The organism is Pantoea sp. AS142 (assembly GCF_037152305.1).
Taxonomy (GTDB): Bacteria; Pseudomonadota; Gammaproteobacteria; order Enterobacterales; family Enterobacteriaceae; genus Pantoea.
On the sequence record NZ_JBBCMO010000001.1, the window covers coordinates 79,871 to 101,819 of the forward strand.

Annotated in this window: 19 protein-coding genes and 1 pseudogene; 14 read left to right on the forward strand and 6 right to left on the reverse strand. The window is 57.6% G+C overall.

Features of this window, described 5'->3' with window-relative positions; translation table 11 throughout:
* Positions 1–136: 136 nt before the first annotated feature.
* The 4 genes from aroL (at position 137) to ppnP (ending at position 2,151) form a co-directional block, all read left to right on the forward strand.
* The gene (aroL, locus tag WFO64_RS00425; RefSeq protein WP_337007993.1) at positions 137–661 is read left to right on the forward strand and encodes a shikimate kinase AroL; all 525 of its coding nucleotides are present in this window, start codon (positions 137–139) and stop codon (positions 659–661) included.
* Between the two features lie 111 nt (positions 662–772).
* Positions 773–964: a YaiA family protein gene (locus WFO64_RS00430; protein ID WP_033731718.1), complete on the forward strand. Its 192-nt coding sequence runs from the start codon at positions 773–775 to the stop codon at positions 962–964.
* 323 nt (positions 965–1,287) lie between these two features.
* Positions 1,288–1,635 (forward strand): hypothetical protein, encoded by a 348-nt coding sequence (locus WFO64_RS00435; protein ID WP_337007995.1) that lies wholly within the window; start codon positions 1,288–1,290, stop codon positions 1,633–1,635.
* A 225-nt stretch (positions 1,636–1,860) separates the two neighbouring features.
* The gene (ppnP, locus tag WFO64_RS00440) at positions 1,861–2,151 is read left to right on the forward strand and encodes a pyrimidine/purine nucleoside phosphorylase (protein WP_009091800.1); all 291 of its coding nucleotides are present in this window, start codon (positions 1,861–1,863) and stop codon (positions 2,149–2,151) included.
* 27 nt (positions 2,152–2,178) lie between these two features.
* Here ppnP and WFO64_RS00445 read toward each other — a convergent pair whose 3' ends face one another.
* Both WFO64_RS00445 and rdgC read right to left on the reverse strand, forming a co-directional pair.
* Complete coding sequence (locus tag WFO64_RS00445) at positions 2,179–3,591, reverse strand: hypothetical protein (RefSeq protein WP_337007997.1); 1,413 nt, start codon at positions 3,589–3,591, stop codon at positions 2,179–2,181.
* A gap of 86 nt (positions 3,592–3,677) precedes the next feature.
* Entirely contained in the window at positions 3,678–4,589 is a 912-nt protein-coding gene (rdgC, locus tag WFO64_RS00450; RefSeq protein WP_337008000.1) for a recombination-associated protein RdgC, read from the reverse strand.
* Positions 4,590–4,735: 146 nt separating this feature from the next.
* Between rdgC and mak the strand changes: the two genes are divergently transcribed.
* On the forward strand, positions 4,736–5,647 hold the full coding sequence (gene mak, locus WFO64_RS00455; protein WP_337008002.1) for a fructokinase: 912 nt from the start codon (positions 4,736–4,738) through the stop codon (positions 5,645–5,647).
* A 91-nt stretch (positions 5,648–5,738) separates the two neighbouring features.
* On the opposite strand, the gene eat is transcribed toward mak, so the two are convergent.
* Positions 5,739–7,103: an ethanolamine permease gene (eat, locus tag WFO64_RS00460; RefSeq protein ID WP_337008003.1), complete on the reverse strand. Its 1,365-nt coding sequence runs from the start codon at positions 7,101–7,103 to the stop codon at positions 5,739–5,741.
* A 249-nt stretch (positions 7,104–7,352) separates the two neighbouring features.
* Here eat and WFO64_RS00465 point away from each other — a divergent pair, with 249 nt between their 5' ends.
* Positions 7,353–8,357 (forward strand): phosphotransferase enzyme family protein, encoded by a 1,005-nt coding sequence (locus WFO64_RS00465; protein WP_337008005.1) that lies wholly within the window; start codon positions 7,353–7,355, stop codon positions 8,355–8,357.
* A 164-nt stretch (positions 8,358–8,521) separates the two neighbouring features.
* On the forward strand, positions 8,522–9,589 hold the full coding sequence (gene qhpR / locus WFO64_RS00470) for an AraC-like transcriptional regulator QhpR (protein WP_337008007.1): 1,068 nt from the start codon (positions 8,522–8,524) through the stop codon (positions 9,587–9,589).
* Here the strand turns inward: qhpR and WFO64_RS00475 are convergent.
* A complete protein-coding gene (locus WFO64_RS00475; RefSeq protein ID WP_337008009.1) occupies positions 9,586–9,975 on the reverse strand; it encodes a cell envelope integrity TolA C-terminal domain-containing protein in 390 nt (129 codons plus the stop codon). The two genes, qhpR and WFO64_RS00475, sit on opposite strands and share 4 nt — an antisense overlap.
* Before the next feature lie 153 nt (positions 9,976–10,128).
* Between WFO64_RS00475 and WFO64_RS00480 the strand changes: the two genes are divergently transcribed.
* Positions 10,129–10,269, forward strand: coding sequence for a hypothetical protein (locus WFO64_RS00480; RefSeq protein ID WP_337008011.1), 141 nt, complete (start codon positions 10,129–10,131; stop codon positions 10,267–10,269).
* A gap of 247 nt (positions 10,270–10,516) precedes the next feature.
* Positions 10,517–10,777, forward strand: a pseudogene (locus WFO64_RS00490) (GNA1162 family protein); the annotation flags it as partial.
* 113 nt (positions 10,778–10,890) lie between these two features.
* Here the strand turns inward: WFO64_RS00490 and WFO64_RS00495 are convergent.
* Positions 10,891–14,565: an AAA family ATPase gene (locus tag WFO64_RS00495; RefSeq protein WP_337008015.1), complete on the reverse strand. Its 3,675-nt coding sequence runs from the start codon at positions 14,563–14,565 to the stop codon at positions 10,891–10,893.
* Positions 14,562–15,761 carry an exonuclease subunit SbcD gene (sbcD, locus tag WFO64_RS00500; protein WP_337008017.1) on the reverse strand — a complete coding sequence of 400 codons (1,200 nt, stop codon included), beginning with the start codon at positions 15,759–15,761 and terminating at the stop codon, positions 14,562–14,564. The genes WFO64_RS00495 and sbcD overlap by 4 nt, the downstream gene beginning before the upstream one ends.
* Positions 15,762–15,958: 197 nt before the next feature.
* Between sbcD and phoB the strand changes: the two genes are divergently transcribed.
* From phoB to brnQ, 5 genes are all read left to right on the forward strand, one after another.
* The gene (gene phoB / locus WFO64_RS00505) at positions 15,959–16,648 is read left to right on the forward strand and encodes a phosphate response regulator transcription factor PhoB (RefSeq protein ID WP_337008019.1); all 690 of its coding nucleotides are present in this window, start codon (positions 15,959–15,961) and stop codon (positions 16,646–16,648) included.
* A gap of 14 nt (positions 16,649–16,662) precedes the next feature.
* Complete coding sequence (gene phoR / locus WFO64_RS00510) at positions 16,663–17,976, forward strand: phosphate regulon sensor histidine kinase PhoR (RefSeq protein ID WP_337008021.1); 1,314 nt, start codon at positions 16,663–16,665, stop codon at positions 17,974–17,976.
* A gap of 19 nt (positions 17,977–17,995) precedes the next feature.
* Positions 17,996–18,916, forward strand: coding sequence for a PstS family phosphate ABC transporter substrate-binding protein (locus WFO64_RS00515; RefSeq protein ID WP_337008022.1), 921 nt, complete (start codon positions 17,996–17,998; stop codon positions 18,914–18,916).
* 164 nt (positions 18,917–19,080) lie between these two features.
* Entirely contained in the window at positions 19,081–20,187 is a 1,107-nt protein-coding gene (locus WFO64_RS00520; RefSeq protein ID WP_337008023.1) for a cobalamin-independent methionine synthase II family protein, read from the forward strand.
* Between the two features lie 390 nt (positions 20,188–20,577).
* Entirely contained in the window at positions 20,578–21,897 is a 1,320-nt protein-coding gene (gene brnQ, locus WFO64_RS00525) for a branched-chain amino acid transporter carrier protein BrnQ (protein ID WP_337008026.1), read from the forward strand.
* The last annotated feature ends 52 nt before the right edge of the window (positions 21,898–21,949 follow it).

The window sequence follows — 21,949 nt, forward strand, 5'->3', positions numbered from 1 at the left end:
TATCGCTCTTCAGGTAACGAAAATGCGTAAATCATGCCTGACAGGTAGAGGCCATAATAATTTCCAGTTATTATGCGACGCATAAATAAACTAACCCTGCAGCCGCATCGCGCGGTCAGGCGGAGGAACGGCCCTGATGTCACTACCCATCTTTTTGATTGGCGCTCGCGGTTGCGGCAAAACTACGGTCGGAGAGGCGCTGTCGCAGGCGCTGGGCTATGCCTTTACTGATACCGATCACCATCTGCAACTCAGTACGCAGCGCAGTGTGGCCGAGATTGTGGCGACAGAAGGCTGGGAAGGTTTCCGCGCTCGTGAAACCGAATCGCTCAGGGCCGTGACGGCACCGAAGACCGTCATTGCCACTGGCGGTGGCATGATTCTGGCTAAAGAGAATTGCCGTTTTATGCAGGAGCAGGGCCAGGTGATCTGGCTTAGTGCATCCCCCGAGGTACTGGCAGAGCGGCTGGAAAGCGAACCGGAAGCGGACCAGCGTCCAACCTTAACCGGACGCCCGATTGCTGATGAGATGAGCGATGTCCTGCGTGAACGCGCGCATCTCTACCAGGCTGCGGCCCACCATCAGGTGAATGCCATGCAATCGCCTGAGTGCGTGGTAGAGGACATTCTGCTGTCACTTTCCCTGGCGCGCGCCAGCTAACCCTCAGATTTTTCCCGCTTTGATCCCGCTTCAGACGGCATTGTCTATACTTATCCTATGACAGGCAGCAGCCTGTCCTGTGGAATGCTATTCAGACAAGAGGGACACAGTATGCCGACCAGACCACCCTACCCACGTGAAGCGAAAGTTGTGCCTGTTGAAAAGGGCCCTGAAGGTAATAAAGTTACTTCGTACGAATTGCGTGCTGATCATCCCAAGCCGAATTCATTAATCAGTGAGCACGAAACGGAAGAAGAAGCGCGTGACGCCAAAGAGCGCTACGAAGATGTTGAAAAAGAGTAAAACTTTGCTGCTGGCAGGGACGCCAGTCTGTGATTCAGCTTTAGTTACGCACGTTGTCAGCATACTGCTTTAGCATTCGGCATCATTTCATTACTCCATATTTTCTTAAACCTGTTTAAAAAGAAATATGCGCAGATTTACTGCTGAATGCCTTCTGCCTGAGCGTCTGCTCTGCTCCGTCTCACCCCCGCCAGATAAAGCCCCACCAATCATTTCTATTGCCTTATTATCTCTTCAGCCGACCTGGAAAAGGGGGCTTGACCGCTTCAGCACCACGCTTTAATTTTACCCATCCGGCAGAGGATTCAGCGTAGTGTCATACCGTGGAACAGGTTAACTGGCTGCCGTACAGAAAGCTGCCGCTCTCGGTCATGATTCGCAGCCAGCATCAAGGCAGAACGGTGGCACTCAGCCTCTTTTCTGTCACTGTAGACTGCATCGGTTATCTGGCCGCACTTGTCCAGCCATTACGCGTAACAGCCAAAGAGATAATCAAAACAGGGCGCGTAACAGCATCACGATTTAATCGGCGTAATACTTTCGCCACACCAGGGAAAATCAAGGCCTTCGGGCCTTTTTCTCTCGATCTTAATGTCACGCCAGATGCGGCAATCCGGTTGCCTTTCTCCCCCTCACTGCTCGTTTGTCACGATTTAGCCTCCGGGAGATAAAAGGTCGGATTAGCTGGCATACCCTGAGTATTACCCGCAGCATCGGGCAGAGAGGCGCAGCGGTCGGCTGTATCGTTGCTGCTCTTAAAACCGTGGATCGCCCGACGGCTGACGGAGACGCTGGCGCGAAGGATAAGATCACAAACGATCATCATTTCGCGTGACAGATCAGCGGGTTCCCTTCTACACTGCCCGCACACACAACATGTGCTCTGGAGAACTATTATGCTCAATGTAAGTGAGTATTTTGACGGAAAAGTTAAATCTATCGGTTTTGACAGTGCGAGCACCGGTCGTGCCAGCGTGGGCGTGATGGCTGAGGGCGAATACACATTTGGTACCGGGCAGCCGGAAGAGATGACCGTAGTCAGCGGCTCGCTGAAGGTGCTGCTGCCAGGTGAAACCGAATGGAAATGGTTTGAAGCGGGTTCGGTGTTTAATGTGCCGGGTCACAGCGAATTTCATCTGCAGGTTGGCGAGCCAAGTTCCTATCTCTGCCGTTACCTGAAAGATTAAAAAAAGGGCCGCTAAGCGGCCCTTTTTTTAGCGAACAATTTTCACATCGGTAAGCGTGATGGTATCCAGCGGCTTATCACCGACTTTAGCACTGACCGGTGCTAAAAGCCTTAAATCTTCAAGCCAGGCGTTATGCGAAATGATGAGAGGCTGTTTGTCTGACGCAATTTTACATATGACCTGCAGGTAACGTCCGCTAAAGGCCGGATTGATCTCCCGTGCCTCGCCACCGCTGGAGACCTCACAGGTTTCCCGCTGATAGCTTTCCTCTCCCTTGTTCACGCCCCCCTCACTGATGGCGCTGTTCTGATACTGCTGCCCGGCAGTCAGCGGATAGCGCAGCGTCGAACTAAGCTGTTTTAACCGGGCGGGGGAATTAGATATCGACATGGCAGATGCGAGCTGGACATCATTGGCAATCGAAAGGCGCTGCACTTTCCAGATACCGTAATCTTCCAGCTTGCGTATAAAGCCCGCCTCATCTGCCACCATCTGTACGCTGACACGACCTGCCCGACTGGTTTCGACCCAGCTGATCTGGCGAAAACGTGGCGTAGCCCAGGGATGAACGATGGCTTTCACCTGTTGCAGCAGGTCAGGGGCGAGCGGGACGGAGGCCAGCACCGAGGCCGGATTGCCGCCTAAGTCGGGCAGCGCGTGCTGTGCCGTAACACCAGGTGATTTATGCGAAGCGGGTCTGAAGCGCCCCAGCGCATGAAAAGTCTTCACCTCTGGCAGCTTACAAAGCTCGACAAAGGTTTCTTGCAGCAGAGGCGACAAACTAAAGGCGGCTGAACGTCGCGCCATTTCGCCGCCATCCAGCGAGTCGGTCACGTAACCCTTGTCATCAACATCCATAGCGGACAGCGGTTTGCTCGCACCGGTTTTGCAGTTGAAACGGTAATTTTCGACCTTCAGGCTATAGGGCGCATCATACGGTGGATCGAAATCGGTGGCCGCATAATCGGTGCCCACCCGGACCCGCAATGTCTCTGCCTCACGCTTCAGGCTGGCAACGTCAATCAGCGTCGTGGCGCCAAACTTATCAGCAGAGTCGATTTTTTCCCAGACCACTGACAGTTCAGGTAATCCGCAGATTTTTTCCAGAACAGCCGGATCCTGATTGGGGCCAGGCTGCGGCGCGCGGTAGCGGCCGTATTCATTGCCGTAAAACCGGCCCTGAGGAGTGCCTTCTGCATCGACCAGGTGGCGGTACAGCGCCTCGGCATAAGGTTTTTTGCAGTCATAAGCCTGCCAGATCTGCATTGCGCCCCCGTCTTTGCCGGGAATAGCCACCATGACATTCAGGCGATCGTTGATGCGCACGGCATTGAAACGACTGATGCTGGAAGGATCATCAGAGGCGGGCTGGCTGCGTGCAGAGAGTGATAGAAGCGACAGCGTGCAGAATAAAAAAAGGTGCTGAAATAAGCGTTTCATTCATGGAATTCCTTTGCCAAAGAAAGGGTTATCGGCAAAAAGAATTAAAACTACAGGGCGGAAAGGCTCCGCCCTGTATCAGGGCATTAACGCTGGGCTTCGCCGCCTAACGCTTCCACCAGATTGCTGGTCAGTGCTGCGAGTTCACTGGTCATCAGAATAAAGTCCGCATCAAAGCGCTGTGCAAAATCTTCGCGATCGATATCGTCGTTCTGGTCGCGCAGCGTGTCGCTGAATTTCAGACGCTTCACTGAACCGTCATCGGCCAGCACGAACTGAATGCGCTCCTGCCAGTCGAGAGCCAGTTTAGTTACCCGCTTGCCAGCCTCGATGTGGTTGGCGATCTCGTCGCACACCAGATCCTGTTTCTTACAGCGGATGACGCCGCCATCTTCCAGTAGCGCTTTCAGCTCCGCTTCATCCATCAGGGCGAAACCGGCTGGCAGATCGCCTGAACGCACCCACTCGGTCAGGGTCAGTTCAATCGGGCTTTCCAACGTCAACGGCACCACCGGCAGTGAACCCAGGCTTTTGCGCAGCAGCGCCAGGGTATCTTCCGCTTTTTTCGCGCTGGCACAGTCAACCATAATCAAATTATTGACCGTGTCGATCCAGAGATACGTCTGGCTGAAACGACTGAAGGCGCGCGGCAGCAGGCTGTGCAGCACTTCATCTTTTAGTGAATCTTTTTCAGTCTTCCTGAGCTTGCGGCTCTGCTCAGATTCCAGCTTGTCGATTTTCGCTTCCAGCGCTTGCTTCACCACCGGCGAGGGCAGGATTTTCTCTTCTTTGCGAGCGCAAATCACTATCTGGCCTTTGTTTTCGTGGGTCAGCGCGTCGCTGCGATTACCCATCGGCGAGACCCAGCCGGTCTTACTCATATCCTGACTGCCACACGGTGAAAAAGTGAAGGCGTCGAGCTGTTTTTCCATCTCATCTGCGGACAACGGAATGTCACGATTCAGACGATAAACCATCATATTTTTAAACCACAACATCGGGATTCCTTACCGTGGCGCGATCGGGCGCACAAGTCTGCGAGAGTCAGCGCGCATGATAGCGAAACATCGGAGTGGTTTCATTGCCTTTCCGGGAAACGCCTTTTACTGTATCTCCCACCTGAACGAATAACGAGGACGTAACCTTGCGCATAGGCATAGATCTGGGTGGCACCAAGACAGAAGTGATTGCTTTGTCAGATAAGGGACAGGAGCTGTTCCGCCACCGGGTGAATACCCCGCGTGATGACTATCAGGCCACGGTGCAGGCAATAGTGGGTCTGGTCACACTGGCGGAGCAGAAAACCGGCGAGACCGGGACGGTTGGCCTCGGTATTCCTGGCTCGCTGTCGCCTTACAGTAAGCGGGTGAAAAATGCGAACTCTACCTGGCTCAATGGTCAGCCGCTGGATAAAGATCTGGCGCAGGCGCTGAACCGGGAGGTACGTATCGCCAACGACGCTAACTGTCTGGCGGTATCGGAGGCGGTCGACGGGGCCGGTGCCGGACAACCGCTGGTGTTTGCTGTGATCATCGGCACCGGATCGGGCGCGGGCGTGGCGATCAACGGTGAATCGCGTATTGGTGGCAACGGCAATGCCGGTGAGTGGGGCCACAATCCACTGCCGTGGATGGATGAGGATGAGCTGCGCTACCGTCAGGAAGTGCCCTGTTATTGCGGGCAGCAGGGCTGCATAGAGACCTTCGTTTCAGGAACGGGTTTTGGTATCGACTATCAGCGGCTGAGTGGCGTACATCGCAAAGGCGCGGAGATCGTTTCACTGCTGGCGCAACAGGATCCGATCGCCGAACTGGCGATGAGTCGCTATGAGCTGCGGCTGGCAAAATCGCTGGCGCAGGTGGTGAACCTGATCGATCCCGACGTGATCGTGCTGGGTGGCGGGATGAGCAATGTGGATCGTCTCTATCAAACTGTGCCGGTGCTGATGAAGAAGTGGGTATTTGGCGGGGAGTGTGAAACGCCGGTGCTGAAGGCGCAGCATGGCGATTCCAGCGGCGTACGCGGTGCTGCATGGCTCTGGCCGCTCAACGGCTGATGCCGCAGGCACGCCCCTGCTGATGATTCAGCGCCGGACGCTGCAGGCGCTGAATCGTTAACTTCCGACGCGGCCCTCTGCCGCGCCGGTTTTATTCGCCAGCCAGCATACTGTCCTGCGGTGCCCGTTCGCGTTGCGCTTTGGTGGCGAGGAAATAGAGATAGCCCACCAGCATGATGACGAAAAACAGTGCGCCAATGACCGGATTAAACCATAACATCGCCAGCAGACAAACCACCGATAACAGCAGGGCGATGCCCGGCACTATTGGATAGCCAGGCGCGCGAAAACTGCGCGCCATCTCCGGCGCGCTGCGACGCAGTTTAAACAGACTCAGCATGCTCATGATGTACATCACAATCGCACCAAACACCGCCATGGTGATCATCGCCGCCGTCAGCGTCATCCCCTGCAGATTAATCACGCCATCGCTGTAAATTGCCGCAATACCCAGCACGCCGCCGATAATAATCGCGCGATGCGGCGTCTGGAAACGTGACAGTTTTGCCAGAGCCGGTGGCAGATAGCCTGCGCGCGCCAGCGCAAAGAATTGCCGTGAATAGCCGAGGATGATGCCGTGGAAGCTGGCAATCAGGCCAAACAGTCCAATCCACACCAGCATATGCATCCAGTTAGAGTGTTCGCCGACAATCATTTTCATCGCCTGGGGCAGCGGGTCGTTAATGTCAGAGAGTTTGCGCCAGTCACCTGCTCCGCCTGCCATCAGCATGACGCCAATCGCCAGCACCACCAGTGTCAGAATCCCGCTGATGTAGGCGCGGGGAATTGTCCGTGTAGGATCTTTCGCCTCTTCGGCCGCCATCGCTGCGCCTTCGATGGCGAGGAAAAACCAGATGGCGAAAGGAATGGCTGCGAAAATGCCGGAGAAGGCGGGCATACCGAAGCTGTCGCTGCCCGCCCAGCCGTGCGCGGCGAAGTTCGCCAGGCTGAAGCCGGGTGAAACCACGCCCATAAACACCAGCAGTTCAATGACCGCCAGCACCGTCACAACCAGTTCGAACATTGCCGCCAGTTTTACGCCGAGAATATTCAGCGTCATAAACAGCAGGTAGGCCCCGACCGCCGCGGTTTTCGGATTCAGTTCGGGATATTGCACGTTGAGATAAGCGCCAATTGCCATGGCAATCGCCGGAGGTGCAAAGACAAACTCGATCAGCGTTGCCAGACCGGCAATCAGTCCGCCGGTTTCGCCAAAAGCACGACGGCTATAGGCAAACGGCCCGCCCGCATGGGGGATCGCGGTGGTCAGTTCGGTGAAACTAAAAATAAAGCAGGTATAGAGTGTGGCGATCAGTGCGGTAGTGACCAGAAATCCCAGCGTGCCCGCCACAGCCCAGCCGTAACTCCAGCCAAAATATTCACCTGAGATGACCAGGCCAACCGCAATCCCCCACAGATGCAGGGTGCCCAGTGTGGGCTTGAGTCTGTTTGTCATACTGTTATCCCCGTCGTTGTTGGTCTCACGCGGCGTTATACCGCCATTACGCTACAGTAGAGGAATAATGCCGAAGCCTGACGCACCGCGACTTGACGCGGGCGCAGTGACTTCTGTCTTCCACGGTCAACTCACAGGCAACATCCGGGCCAGCTGCACGCTGCGGTCAACTTTATCTCCTCTGGGGTCAAGCAGCTCACCTTCTGGCAACGCATGCTGAGACAACGCAAGTGACAAGGAACCGGACTGATGAACGCGAAACAATATGACAACCTGACTGATTCCCAACTCACCCTGATGGCACAGCAGGCGCTGACCTGTTATCCCGCCGCGTTGCAGGGTCAGCTCAGCCTGCTGTGCCGCTCAGAGAACGCTACGTTTCTGCTGCAGGCCGCAGGCCAGCGTTATGCGCTGCGACTGCATCGCGGCGATTATCATCAAAAGGCGGACATCGTCAGCGAACTGCTATGGCTCGATGCGCTACGCGAAACCGGTATTAGGGTGCCGCAAGCGATTGCCGACAGTCAGGGCGAAAAGGTGCTGACACTGCGGTTGGCGGATGGCAGTGAGCGCTACGTGGTGCTGTTTCACTGGATCGACGGGGAAATGCCGACCACCGATGTCGATCCCCGCGCCTTTCAGCAGTTGGGCCAGATTACCGCTCGATTGCATCAGCACAGCAAGCAGTGGCAGCCGCCTGCGGGTTTCCAGCGGATTATCTGGGATCACCACACCATGACCAGCGCAGAGAGTCACTGGGGTCGCTGGCAGGATGCACCGAATCTGAATCCCGCCGATCACGGAGTGGTAGAGCAGGCGGTAAGCCAGGTTGGCATGGCGCTGGCGGAGTTCGGCAAAGGATCGGATCGCTACGGCCTGATCCATGCCGATCTGCGGCTGACCAACCTGTTACTGCACAAAGGCGAAACACGCGTGATCGACTTCGATGACTGCGGGCTTGGCTGGTATCTGCACGATCTGGCGGCGGCGATCAGTTTTGTTGAGCATCATCCGCGTGCGCCAGAGTGGATCGATCACTGGATCCGCGGTTACGAGCAGGTGGCGCATATCAGCGACGCGGAGATGGCACTGCTGCCCGCGCTGCTGATCCAGCGTCGCATCCAGCTCACCGCCTGGGTGGGATCGCATGCCGAAACCGGAATGGCGCGCAGTCTGGGCCCGGAGTGGGCCAACCACTCGGTGCGCCTCTGCCGCCGTTATCTGGAGGGTAAACAGCTGCCGGTTGGCGTCTGATGCACCAGCGGCGGGCGTCGCTGCGCCGCCGCAGTGCCGGATTCAGTGCTCGCGCACACTCCAGCCCGCTGGCAGGCGGCCCGTTGGGCCTTGGGGAACCTGGTATGGAATTTGCTCTGATCTTTAGTGACGGGTGATCCACCTGAATTCTGACTGAGGCGACCATGAATCCGACACTGATAAAGCCCGATGCGTTTGCGGCCTGCTCTGCGGCTGCGGGCGCAGGCAATCACGGCGTGCTGGCAGCGGCGGCGACCGGTTTAAGCGAGTTTATTCACACCCAGGGCGGCGATGTTGACCGCATCTTCGGCATCAGCGGCATTGATCCTGAACGGCTGGCCAGCCCGACGCTGAGCCTGGGGCTGGTTAACTACTGTCGGGTGCTGGAAGAAGCGGCGCGTCACTCCGGTTTTGATAACTTCGGTTTGCACTACGGCAGGCAGTTTAAACCGCAGTCATTAGGCTTGATCGGCTACATCGGTTTGTGTTCCGACACGCTGGAACAGGCGCTGCACAATGTGGTTAACGCATTTCCCTGGCACCAGCACGACACCTTAACCCGGCTGGTGGATAAGGGAGAGTGCTGGCGGCTCGACTATCAGGTGCGACATGGGGCGATCCTGTCGCGCCGTCAGGATGCGGAGCTGACGCTGGGGATGTTTATGAATCTGATCCGTCATGTGGCGGGCAGGCACTGGGCGCCGCGCGAAGTCCATTTTGAGCATCCGCGTCCCGGCCAGTGGCACGATCACTGCAAAGTGTTTGATGCGCCGGTCTGGTTCGATCAGCCGTTTAATTCACTGGTGATCCCGAAGCGCGATCTGCTGCGCGCCATGCCGGAGAGTGATCCGATCCTGCTGATGGTCATGCAGGATGCAATCCGGCGGCTTAACCGCGGGACATCGCAACAAAGCATGGTTGAGCAGGCGCGTTCGCAGGTTAATTTATCGCTGATGCAGGGTGAGCCGGTGCTGGAAGAGGTGGCTGATAAACTCGGACTGTCGAGCTGGTCACTGCAGCGGCGGCTGCGAGAAGAGGGCAGTAGCTTTACCGCGCTGGTGGATCAGGTGCGCTGCGAAATGGCGACGCACTATCTGCAGCAGAAGCAACTGCCTATCTCTGAGATGGCGCTGTTGCTGGGCTACTCTGAAGTCAGTGCGTTTTCACGCGCGTTCCGCCGCTGGTTCGGCATCAGCCCGCGGCAGTGGCGTCAGGAAGGTCTGGCCAGCTAACCACGCGGCGCAAAGCCGAACCACGCTGGCTGTCCAGGCGCCGGCGGTGGTGGCAGATCGCGAGCCTGTGCCACCAGCTGCCAGGCGCGCAGGCAAAGCGCTTCATCACCTTGTGTCTGGGTCACCGCATAACGTCCGCTCTGTTGCCACTCCATCCGTACCAGACATTGCTGACCCGCGTAACGCGCTGCATCGCTGAACTGCCGGTTGAGAACCGGTTGCATTTGGTTCGTCCAGTGACAGGATTGGCTGTTGGGATTTTTCGCAGGATCACACAAGTTTGCCACGCTATCCCGTTGCTTTAAAACAGGTTGCTGACAGGCGCTGAGCGACATTGCAATAATCACTCCCACGAGTCTTCTCATCTTTACATTAATTAAATTCATTTTACTGGCCAATTTTCCTTAACGATCTTCCGGTCTGCTGTCGACAGTCTACAGCCCGGCCTGCTGAATGCTATGGCATTCCTCCGACTGTCGGCAGAACCAGAATTTACCGCCCCTGTGCGGATGATGTTTCCTTCAATTTATGGCTTAGCCATGCAGAAAAAATTCGTGTTTGGGGGAGCCAGCAGCGATGACTCTATGCTGAACGGCAAAGTGAGGGATCTGGCGATTCGCGACGCGGTCGATCATTGCGTGGATGGAATTAACAACGGCGCATGGCGTCCGGCCAAATAAGCAAAAGCCCGTGCCGCTGGCATGTCCAGCTCGGCCTGCTCTATGCCAACACCGGCGATACCAGTAACGCCTTTAGTCAGTACGCCAGCGGGAAGTCGCGGTTTCCCGAATCGACTCCTTACGTGGATTATCTGATGAGTAAAAAAACAAGGAGTGGTACGGTGAAAAGCAGATTGCCCTGAGCGGCGTGCTGATGGTGGTGGTGCTGACCAGTTGTGCGCAGCCAAAATAGCCGTATGACGCCAGGGCGTTCCGTGCCAGCAAGCCGGCCTCGATTCTGGTGCTGCCTGCGGATAACACCTCGCCGGATATCAACGCTGCTCATCGCGTAACCTCGCTGGTGATGCGCCCGCTAACCGAAGCCAGTTACTACGTCTTCCCGGTCGCCGTGGTCGAAGAGACGTTTCAGCAGAATGGCCTGACCAGCGCCACTGACGCACAGGCTGTCAGCGCCGCGATCAAACAGATGTGGTACAACGTGTCTGACAAAGCACACACCGTGGCCTGACTGACCAGCCATCGTCTGCTGGCACAGAACGAGCAGGGCAGGTTACTCACCGGCCCTCGCTACAAGCTCGTCAGCGCCCGCTGATCGCACGTAAACGGGCGCTCTGGCGCCCTTTATCCCTGCGGCAGTTCCAGTTGGCTGTAACCCAATCCATTCATCTTGCGCACTTTGATCTGCACCGGAATACGCTCTTTCATCGCCTCAACGTGGCTGATCACCCCAATGGTTTTACCGCTGGCGTTAAGCGCGTCGAGGGCATCCAGCGCGGTGTCCAGCGTCTGCGCATCGAGCGTGCCGAACCCCTCATCCAGAAACAGCGATTCGATGCGCGTTTTGTGGCTGACCAGATCCGATAACGCCAGCGCCAGCGCCAGACTCACCAGGAAGCTCTCGCCACCCGACAGCGTGCGGGTATCGCGCGCCGCATCGGCCTGCCAGGTATCGATCACATCCAGCTCCAGCAGATCCTGCGCCCGGCGCTGCAACAGATAGCGGCCATGCAGCCGATCGAGCTGACGATTAGCGAGCGCGACCAGGTGATCCAGCGTTAAACCCTGGGCGAAGCGCCGGAATTTATCGCCGCTGGCGGAGCCAATCAAATCGTTGAGCAGGCTCCACTGCGCCAGCGCCACACCATCCTGTTCAATCTGCGTCATCAGGCTCTGCTGGCGCACACGAAGGCTGGCATCGCTGTGCAGCTGTTGCTGAATCTGACCCTGCTGGCTGGCGTTGTCGCGCAGTGCCAGCCGTAACTGCTCCAGCTGCTGCGGCAGTACCTCGGCGGATTCCGGCAGCGCATCGGGTTTCGCCTGCTGATGGACACTGAGCCGCTGACGCAGATCCGCCAGACGAGCCTGCTGCTGCTGGCATTGCTGATCGAGCTGCTGCAGCTGCTGACGCAGTTGCACTGCGGTCTGCTCATCCAGCAGCGCCGCGCGCAGGCTGGCTTCATCCACGAATCCGGCGCTCTCCAGTGCCTGCTGCAGCGCGCTTTCCGCCTCTGCCAGTTTGCTATTGAGCGTCTGACGCTGATTTTCCAGCCCCGCGAGTTCACCCTGCAGGCGACTGACTTCGGCCTGCGCCTGTTGCAGGGCGGTGAGTTGCTGTGCCAGTTGTTCATCAGCCTGCTGAACGCGGGCCTGCATCTGCTGACGGGCGTAGGGAATATCGCGATCGCCAAACAGCGCCTGACGGGCACGGCGCATCTCGCTGAGTTGCGTCTGGCTCTGGTGTTGCTGTTGCAGACGGGTCGCGAGTTGCTGCTGCTCCAGCTCTGCCTGTTGTTGCAGGGCAGTGAGCTGGGTTTCGCCCTTTAACAGCTGCGGCTGCAGGTTAGCGAGCAACTGCTCACTTTCCTGCCAGCGCTGCCAGCGCCGCTGCTGTTCTGTCAGCCACGCATCGCGATGGGCGGCGTCGGGCAGGGCAAGATTGTGCGCACTGAACTGCTGCTCCAGCCGACCCTGCAACTGCTGCCAGGCCTGCTGTTCCTGCTGCTGACGCTGTTGCAGCGCATCCAGCGCCTGTTGCAGGCTGGACAGCGACTGCTGCGCCAGTTGCTCAGCCTGCAAATGCTGCTGCCAGGCCTGCGACTGCTGAAGATGGTAATCCTTTGCGGCCTGACGCGCCTGTTCGGCGGCTTCCTGCGCCTGTCGCTGTTGCTCAAGCTGGCTTTCGCGTTCGCTTTGTTGCTGCTCCCACGCGGCTAAGGCATCCCGATCGGCGAGCGGGAAGGTAAGTGCCAGCTCACTGCTCAGCGCCTGCCATTGCTGCTCAAGCCGATCGAGTTGTTGCTGCATCTCCGCGATCTCATCACGCAGGGTCTGCTGCTGCACCGCTGACTGCTTCAGCTGTTCGCTTTTTGCGGTGCCTGCTTCGCGCAATGCCTCGGTCTGTTGTTGCAGGGCAGCCCGGCGCTGCTGGTTAGCACTTACTTCCAGCGTGCTGTAGGCCTCAACGGCGGGATGGGTACAGGAGCCGCACAGCGGACAGGGTTGATCGGCGGCGAGCCGGGCGCGGTAATCGCTAAGATCGACAATCTGCTGCTCCAGCGCGCAGATTTTTTCGACATCATCCAGCTGCTGTTTTTCGCGTTTCCACGTCTCGCGCAGCGCCTGGCGTTCCGCTTCACTCTGCTGATGCGCTTTTGCAAGCGTAGTCAGCCGCTGCTGGCGCTGGCCCAGCAGCTGGTGCAGCGGCTGCCACTGGGTTGAAAGCAGCAGCAGTTGCTGACGGGCCGGACGGCTGCTCTGCAACTGGCTCAATGCCTGACGCAGTGCGGCAGGCGGATGCTGCTCCTGTAACGAAGTTAGTGCTTGCTCCGCCTGCGACAGCGCCTGGCGGGCCTGTTGCTCCGCCTGCTGGCGCGGCAGCGCCTGTTGTGCCTGCTGTTGCTGTTTCGCCTGCTGCATGGCGATCTGCTGCTGCTGCTGCTCACGCTGTTGCGCCAGTCCGGCCAGCGTTGCTTCACGCTGCGCCAACAGGGCAAAGTTCTCCTGCCACACCGGCAGCGAGGCGCCCCATTGCGCCAGATCGGCAAGCTGCTGGCGTAACTGATGCTGTTCTGCAATCGCCTGCTGCCACGAAGTCACCTGGCGCCTGTGCTCCGCAAGGCGGGATTGCGTCTGGTCGGCATGTTGCTGCTGTCGGGCATTTTCCTGCTGCTGCTCCGCAACATGCTGCTGCAGTGTAGCCATCCGCTGATCCAGCGGCAGCACCTGTTCCGTCAGCAGGCTCTCCTGCTGCTGCTGTTCCTGCAATGCCTGCTGGCGGGCAGTGTGTGTGGCCGCGTAGTGCTGCTGATGCTGCTGCTGGTGGGTCTGCGCCTGCCGCTCCGCCGCCGTAAGCTGCTGACAGCGGATTTGTACCTGTTGCTGCTCAGTGCGTAAGGCGTCACGCTGCTGCAGTTTTACCCGCAGCTTTTCCGCCGGTTCGCTGCGTGCCAGCCGCTGACGATCCGCCTCTGCCGCCTGGGATGCCGCCTCGGCCTGCTGTAACGCCGTTTCAGCCTGTGCAATATCCTGCTGTAATTGTTGTGCCTGCTGTTGCCACTGCTGCTGTTGCTGCGCCTGCTGATAATGCGTGCTGAGCCGCTGTTCAGCATCGGTCAGATCGGTGAGCTGCTGTTGCAATGCGGCACGCGCGTCGCCATCCAGCAGCGCCATCGCACCCGCCTGACTGCGTAGCAGATCCAGCTGGGTTTTCGCCTCTTTGTGGCGCTCGTAGATGGCGGCGGAAATCAGACCGTAAATTTCGGTGCCGGTCAGCTCTTCAAGGAGTTCGGCGCGCTCACTGGCTTTGGCATTGAGAAAAGCGGCGAACTGACCCTGAGACAGCATCATTGAGCGGGTAAAGCGTTCGAAATCAAGGCCGGAGAGGGTTTCGATCAGCTTCAGCTTGTCACCGACTTTATCGGCAACAATGGTGTTGTCGGCGCAGCGCGCCAGCTCAACGCGCGGTGCCTGCAGCTTGCCGTCGGCGGTACCGCGCGCGCGGTTCTGGCTCCAGAAGGCGCGCCAGGCTTCTCCTTTGATCTCAAACTCCACCTCAGCCAGGCATTCCGCGCAGTCGCGGGTCATTAGCGCATTCTGGCTCTGGGAAATTGCGCCCAGCCGCGGCGTCTGGTGATAGAGCGCCAGGCAAATGGCGTCCAGCAGGGTAGTTTTACCGGCGCCGGTGGCACCGGTAATGGCGAACAGGCCGTTGCTGGCAAAGGGTTCGGCGCGGAAGTCGATAAACCATTCACCGCGCAGGGCATTGAGATTTTTAAACCGTAGCGTGAGGATCTTCATTGGGTCTCATCCATGGCGGCCAGTGTCTGGAGGAACAGGGTTGTCATCTCATCGATTTGCGCCGGTTGCAGCGCCTCATCCAGCGCCAGCCGACGGGCAAAGACCTCTTCCACCTTCAATTCACTCAGGGTTTCATTGTCGAGCCGCGTCAGGCTCTGCTGCCGCTGTTCGCGACTGCGGCGTAACAGCAGCACTTCGACCGGCAGGGTGGCAGTCAGGCTCTCCACCTGACGTTGCAGATCGCTGAGATACTCCTGCGTGGTAACTTCAATGTCGAGCCAGGTCGGTTTATCCTGCTCTGCCGTGCTGAAGGCGTTTAACTGTTCAGCAATCTGCGCCAGCGATCCTTTCAGCACCTGCATGGGCTGCGCCTGCGGCACCACCAGTGGTGTGACCGATTGCAGGCCGCTGGCCACGAGTTCCAGCAGGAAGACACTTTTTTCGCTGCCCAGCTCATCAAAACTCAGCGGAATGGGTGAGCCGCTGTAGCGAATATGCTCGCTGCCTGCGACGCGCTGGGCGCGATGAATATGGCCCAGCGCAATGTAGTCAGCAGCCGGAAAGGCGCTGGCGGGAAAGGCGTCCAGCGTGCCGATATAGATGTCGCGCACCGAATCGCTCTGGCTGACGCCGACGGTGGTGAGGTGACCGGTAGCGATAATCGGCAGTGCATGGCCCAGTGCCTGGGCCGCGGCGAAACGCTGCTGATAGTGGTGGGCGATTGCTTCCAGCAGCGAGGTCTGTTTGTCGCGTCCCGACTGACCCGCCCGGCTGCGCAGGATGTCGCGCGGCCGCAGATAGGGAATGGCACACAGCAGCGCGCCCGGTTCGCCCTGACGGGTATTGAGCAGCAGCACATCGCTGTTTTCCTGCGGCGTGGCGATGACCCGGGTATTGAGACAGGCCAGCAACTCGCGCGACTCATTGAGCGTTGCTACCGAATCGTGGTTGCCTGCCAGCACAATCAGCTGACAGCCCGTGGGCTGTAGTGCCACCACAAAGCGGTTAAACATTTCTCGGGCATAGCTGGGCGGCGTGCCGGTATCAAACAGATCGCCTGCGATGATCAATGCATCCACCTGGTGCTGTTCAATCTGGATCAACAGCCAGTCGAGAAACGCCTGATGTTCCGCCGCCCGACTTTTGTTGTAAAAGAACTGCCCCAGATGCCAGTCCGCAGTATGAATGATGCGCATGATGAGTCCCTGCTGTTGTGATTTGCCCGGCGATTATACTGGCTCTGGGGCCAAAGCAAAAAATTGTCGCTACGCTGTCATAAATGATTACCCGCGTGGTTACAGGCAGGTTATGTTTTTCATAAAAGTGTCACAAATCTGACGCATAATGGCGCCGCGAATCTCAGTGACAGCCGTCATAATCAGCAGGAGTAATAATGGCTAAGCGCATTTTGGTTGTGGAGGATGAAGCCCCCATCCGTGAAATGTTGTGTTTTGTTCTGGAGCAGAACGACTATCAGCCAATCGAGGCGGAAGATTATGACAGCGCCGTTGGCAAGCTGATTGAACCCTGGCCCGATCTGATTTTACTGGACTGGATGTTACCCGGAGGCAGCGGTATTCAGTTTATTAAGCATCTGAAACGCGAGGCGATGACACGCGATATCCCGGTGATGATGCTTACTGCGCGCGGCGAAGAGGAAGATCGGGTTCGCGGCCTGGAAGTGGGTGCCGATGATTACATTACCAAGCCTTTCTCACCCAAAGAGCTAATGGCGCGGATTAAAGCGGTAATGCGCCGTATTTCGCCGATGGCGGTAGAAGAGGTGATTGAGATGCAGGGGCTGAGTCTGGATCCCTCCTCACATCGCGTGATGTCCGAAACCACGCCGCTGGATATGGGCCCCACCGAATATAAGCTGCTGCACTTCTTTATGACTCACCCGGAACGCGTTTACAGTCGCGAACAGCTGTTGAACCACGTTTGGGGTACCAATGTGTATGTGGAAGATCGCACTGTCGATGTTCACATTCGCCGTTTACGTAAAGCGCTGGAACTCTCCGGCCACGATCGCATGGTACAAACCGTCCGTGGAACAGGGTATCGTTTCTCTGCCCGCTACTAAACGGAGCCTTTACCGTGCTGGAACGCCTCTCCTGGAAGAGATTACTGACAGAACTGCTGCTGGCCTGTCTGCCTGCAGTGCTGCTGGGCCTGCTGTTCGGCGGTCTGCCCTGGTGGCTGCTGTTGATCGTGCTGGCGGTGCTGTTGTGGCATTTCCACAATCTGATGCGGCTGTCGCACTGGCTATGGCTCGACCGCACCATGACGCCCCCTGCCGGACGTGCCAGTTGGGAACCGCTCTTTTATGGTCTTTACCAGATGCAGTTGCGCAATCGGCGGCGGCGGCGAGAGTTGGGCAATCTGATTAAACGTTTCCGCAGCGGTGCCGAGTCGCTGCCGGATGCGGTGATCCTGACCACGGAAGAGGGCACCATTTTCTGGTGTAACGGCCTGGCGCAGCAGCATCTTGGCCTGCGCTGGCCGGAAGATAATGGCCAGAATATCCTCAACCTACTGCGTTACCCGGAATTCTCCCGCTATCTGCGCCAGCGCGATTTTGACAAGCCGCTGACGCTGGTACTGAACAACAATCTCCACATGGAGTTCCGCGTCATGCCCTATAGCGAAGGTCAGTGGCTGCTGGTAGCGCGTGATGTGACGCAGATGCATCAGCTGGAAGGGGCGCGCCGCAACTTCTTTGCCAACGTCAGTCATGAATTACGCACACCGCTCACGGTGCTGCAGGGCTATCTGGAGATGATGAACGACTCCGTGATGAGTGAGCCTTCGCGCAGCAAAGCGCTGCACACGATGTCGGAACAGACGCGCCGCATGGACAGCCTGGTCGAACAGTTGCTGACGCTGTCGCGCATCGAAGCCGCGCCAGCGATCGATCTGAAAGAGAAGGTCGATGTGCCCGTAATGCTGAAACTGCTGCAGCATGAGGCCGCGACGCTGAGTGGCGGTCGCCACGATATCCATTTCCATACCGACCCTCATCTGAAAGTGTTCGGCAACGATGAGCAGCTGCGCAGCGCCATTTCCAATCTGGTTTACAATGCGGTGAATCACACCCCAGATGGCACGCGGATTGATATCAGCTGGCTGCGCGGCAAGCAGGGCGCCATCTTCCGGGTGTGTGATAACGGGCCGGGGATTGCGTCAGAACATATCCCGCGTCTGACCGAGCGTTTCTACCGGGTCGATAAAGCGCGTTCGCGTGCCACCGGCGGCAGTGGGCTGGGTCTGGCAATTGTAAAACATGCCCTGAGCCACCATAACACGCGGCTGGCGATCACCAGCGTGCCGCACAAAGAGACCTGTTTTACCTTTACGCTGCCCGCGAGGTTGATTGTCAGCAGCGTGATGCAGGAGAATGCGGTCAATTAATCGCTGCCGGATCTCCCTGATGCGCCTCCTTCTTTTGTTGATCGTCACTCTGCTGCCGGGCCTGGCAGTGGCTCAGCCCGGCACGCTCTCCGGCAATCTCAGCAGCGTTGGATCCGATACGCTGGGCTATCTGATGACCCTGTGGAGCGAAGATTTCAGTCGCCAGGCGCCGGGCGTCAATGTGCAGGTTCAGGCCTCCGGTTCATCGACCGCGCCGACCGCGCTGGCGGCGGGCGCAGCACAGTTTGGGCCAATGAGCCGTCCGATGCAGGCAGATGAGCGGCAGGCCTTTGAGGCGCGCTATGGTTATCCACCACTGGCGGTGCCGGTGGCGATGGATGCGCTGGTGGTGGTGGTGAATCAGCGCAATCCGCTGCAGCAGATTGAACCGCGTCAGCTCGACGCCATCTTCTCGGTTACCCGTCTGTGTGGCGCACACAGCGTGCCGCTGCGCTGGGGTGATCTTGGTTTAGCGGGCGCGGAATGGAGCCAACGGCCGATCCAGCGTTATGGCCGTAATTCCGCCTCCGGCACCTGGGGTTTCTTCAAGCAGCAGGTGCTGTGCAAAGGCGATTTTCGTCGTGACGTGGCGGAGTTCCCGGGATCGGCCGCGGTGGTGCAGGCGGTGGCCGGTAATCCGCGCAGTATCGGCTACGCCAGTTTTGGCTTTCATCTCAGCGGCGTAAAAATGCTGGCGGTAATGAATGATCAGGGCCAGGCGATTACCCCGGATGCCGATGCCATCCGCAGTGGCCGCTATCCCTGGGCACGCCCGCTCTATCTCTATGTTAATAAACCCCCCGGCAAACCCCTTCCGCCGCTGGTGGCCGCGTTTCTGCAGCAGGTGCTTTCGGTGCAGGGACAGCGGCGGGTTAGCGAAGCGGGCTATCTCCCCCTCTCTGCCAGCCAGATGGCGCAGGCGCGTGAAGCCCTGCGTTAATCCCTTAAGTTGAATTTTTTTCACCCTTACTGAATTTTCTTCAGTTGCAGATGAAAGCCACTCATGACACTCTGTGTTCAGACATGTAGCCATCCAGATGGCTATTTATATCAGGATGCAATTATTTCCTGCCGTCATTACCGGCAGGAGAGTCAGGAGTGATCATGCAAAGAGAAACCGCCCCGTTCCGTGCCGATACCGTTGGCAGCTTCCTGCGTCCCGCCGCCATTAAGCAGGCGCGCGAACAGTTTGCTGCCGGAGAGATTGATGCGGCGGCCTTGCGTCAGGTTGAAGATGATGCGATTCGCGATGTGGTAGCGAAACAGCGTGAAAATGGCCTGAAAGTCGTCACTGACGGCGAGTTTCGCCGCGGCTGGTGGCACTTCGATTTCTTCTATGGGCTGAATGGCGTAGAACGCTATGAAGCGGAGCAGGGCATTCAGTTTAATGGCGTGCAGACCAAAGCGCATGGCGTGAAAGTGGTGAGCAAACTCGGTTTCCCGGCAGATCATCCGATGCTGGCACATTTCCGCTTCCTGCAAACTATTGCCGGCGATGCGGTGCCGAAGATGACCATTCCCAGCCCCAGCGTGCTGCACTTCCGCGGTGGCCGCAAAGTGATCGACGCTGAGGTTTATCCCGATCTGGCAGAGTACTTCGACGATCTGGCGCAGACCTACAAACAAGCAATCAGGGCGTTTTATGACGCGGGCTGTCGCTATCTGCAACTGGATGACACCGTCTGGGCTTATCTCTGTTCCGAAGATCAGAAGCGCGATATCCGCGCGCGTGGCGACGATCCTGACCTGCTGGCACAGACTTATGCGCGGGTACTCAATAAAGCGCTGGAGGATAAACCTGCCGATCTGACCGTGGGTTTGCATGTCTGTCGCGGTAATTTCCGTTCAACCTGGATCTCTGAGGGGGGCTACGGCCCGGTGGCAGAAATTCTGTTCGGCAGCGTCAACGTGGATGCGTTCTTCCTGGAGTATGACAACGCCCGTTCCGGCGGCTTTGAGCCACTGCGTTATATTAAGCCGGGCCATCAGCAGGTGGTGCTGGGTCTGATCACCACCAAAGTGGGGGAACTGGAGGATCCGGCGCAGGTTAAAACCCGGCTGGAAGAGGCAGCGCACTATGTCAGCCTGGATCAAATCTGCCTCAGCCCGCAGTGTGGCTTTGCCTCAACCGAAGAGGGCAACAGCCTGAGCGAGGCGCAGCAGTGGCAGAAGATTCGTTTAGTGGTCGATATTGCTAATCAGATTTGGTAGCGTTGTAACGTTGTGCAGACAGGCGCGTAAAACGCGCCTTTTGTGTATCTACAGGCCCGTTTATGCGGAGATTTCTTACCAGCTGTTCATTATTCAGACATATCATCTTGTGTGCCTGCGGAAAAAATTAACGCTATCCACTGCCTTTTGACTAAATGGCGGGATAACCTTCTGGTTTTCCGATCCTGTATTGCCTTTCACCGCTATAAACGTTTTACTTAGCGCCGTTGTCAATCCATCCCTCTGTGAACAGAATAAAAGCAGCTTAAATCACCTGCGCTTTACACTGCGATGAGCATAATGCGCTGACATTGTCAGCCAGGTCGCGGTTTACACGCAGTAAGGGACAACACTAACCCAACTTCCACCGCAACATCAGTGACAGGCCGTATGACACATCGTTTAACTTCGAAGGACATTCTCGCGCTGGGCTTTATGACATTCGCCCTGTTTGTTGGCGCGGGCAACATCATTTTCCCGCCCATGGTTGGTATTCAGTCTGGCGAACACGTCTGGACTGCCGCGATGGGTTTTCTGCTTACCGCAGTCGGTCTGCCCGTGATAACCGTGATCGCACTGGCCCGTGTCGGCGGCGGCGTGGATGCGCTCAGCACCCCGATCGGCAAGGTTGCTGGCATTGTGTTGGCCACCGTGTGCTATCTGGCTGTCGGGCCGCTGTTTGCCACACCGCGCACGGCAACGGTCTCGTTTGAGATGGGCATTGCGCCTCTGACCGGTGATGGCGCGCTGCCGCTGTTCATCTATAGCCTCATCTACTTCGCGTTGGTGATTGGCGTGTCGCTCTATCCGGGTAAGTTGCTCGACACGGTAGGGCACTTTCTTGCACCATTAAAAATTATCGCATTGACCGTTCTGGGCGTTGCTGCACTGGTGTGGCCGGCAGGCGGGACGATTCCGGCTACTGCTGATTATCAGCATGCAGCCTTCTCCAGCGGTTTCGTCAATGGCTATCTGACCATGGATACGCTGGGCGCGCTGGTGTTTGGCATCGTGATTGTCAACGCCGCCCGTTCACGTGGCGTCGACAATGCCGCGCTGCTGACCCGCTATACCGTGCTGGCAGGGTTAATCGCCGGTCTCGGCCTGACGCTGGTCTACCTCTGTCTGTTTAAGCTGGGCGCGGGCAGCGGTGCGCTGGTAGATCAAAACGCTAACGGCGCAGCGATTCTGCATGCTTATGTTCAGCACACCTTTGGCAATATGGGCAGCTTCTTCCTTGCCGCGCTGATCTTCGTCGCCTGTATGGTGACCGCCGTGGGCCTGACCTGTGCATGTGCGGAATTTTTTGCGCAATACCTGCCATTATCGTATAAAGCGCTGGTGTTTATTCTGGGTCTGTTCTCTATGGTGGTGTCGAATCTCGGCCTGAGCCACCTGATTCAGATTTCCATCCCGGTACTGACGGCGATTTATCCGCCCTGCATCGTGCTGGTGGTGCTGAGTTTCACCCTTAACTGGTGGAATAAGAGCAGCCGGATTATCGCACCAGTCATGCTGGTAAGCCTGCTGTTTGGTATTATTGATGCGATTAAAACCACCGGGTTTAAAGATTTGCTGCCTGCATTCTGTCAGCATCTGCCGCTGGCCGATCAGGGTCTCGCCTGGTTGCCGCCGTCGCTGGTGATGCTGCTGATTGCCGCTGTTGTCGATCGGGTGAAAGGGCCGGAACAGGTGACGGTTCACTCGTAACAGAGAGCACTGATTCTTCTTTAACCACGGGCTTGCCCGTGGTTTTTTCATT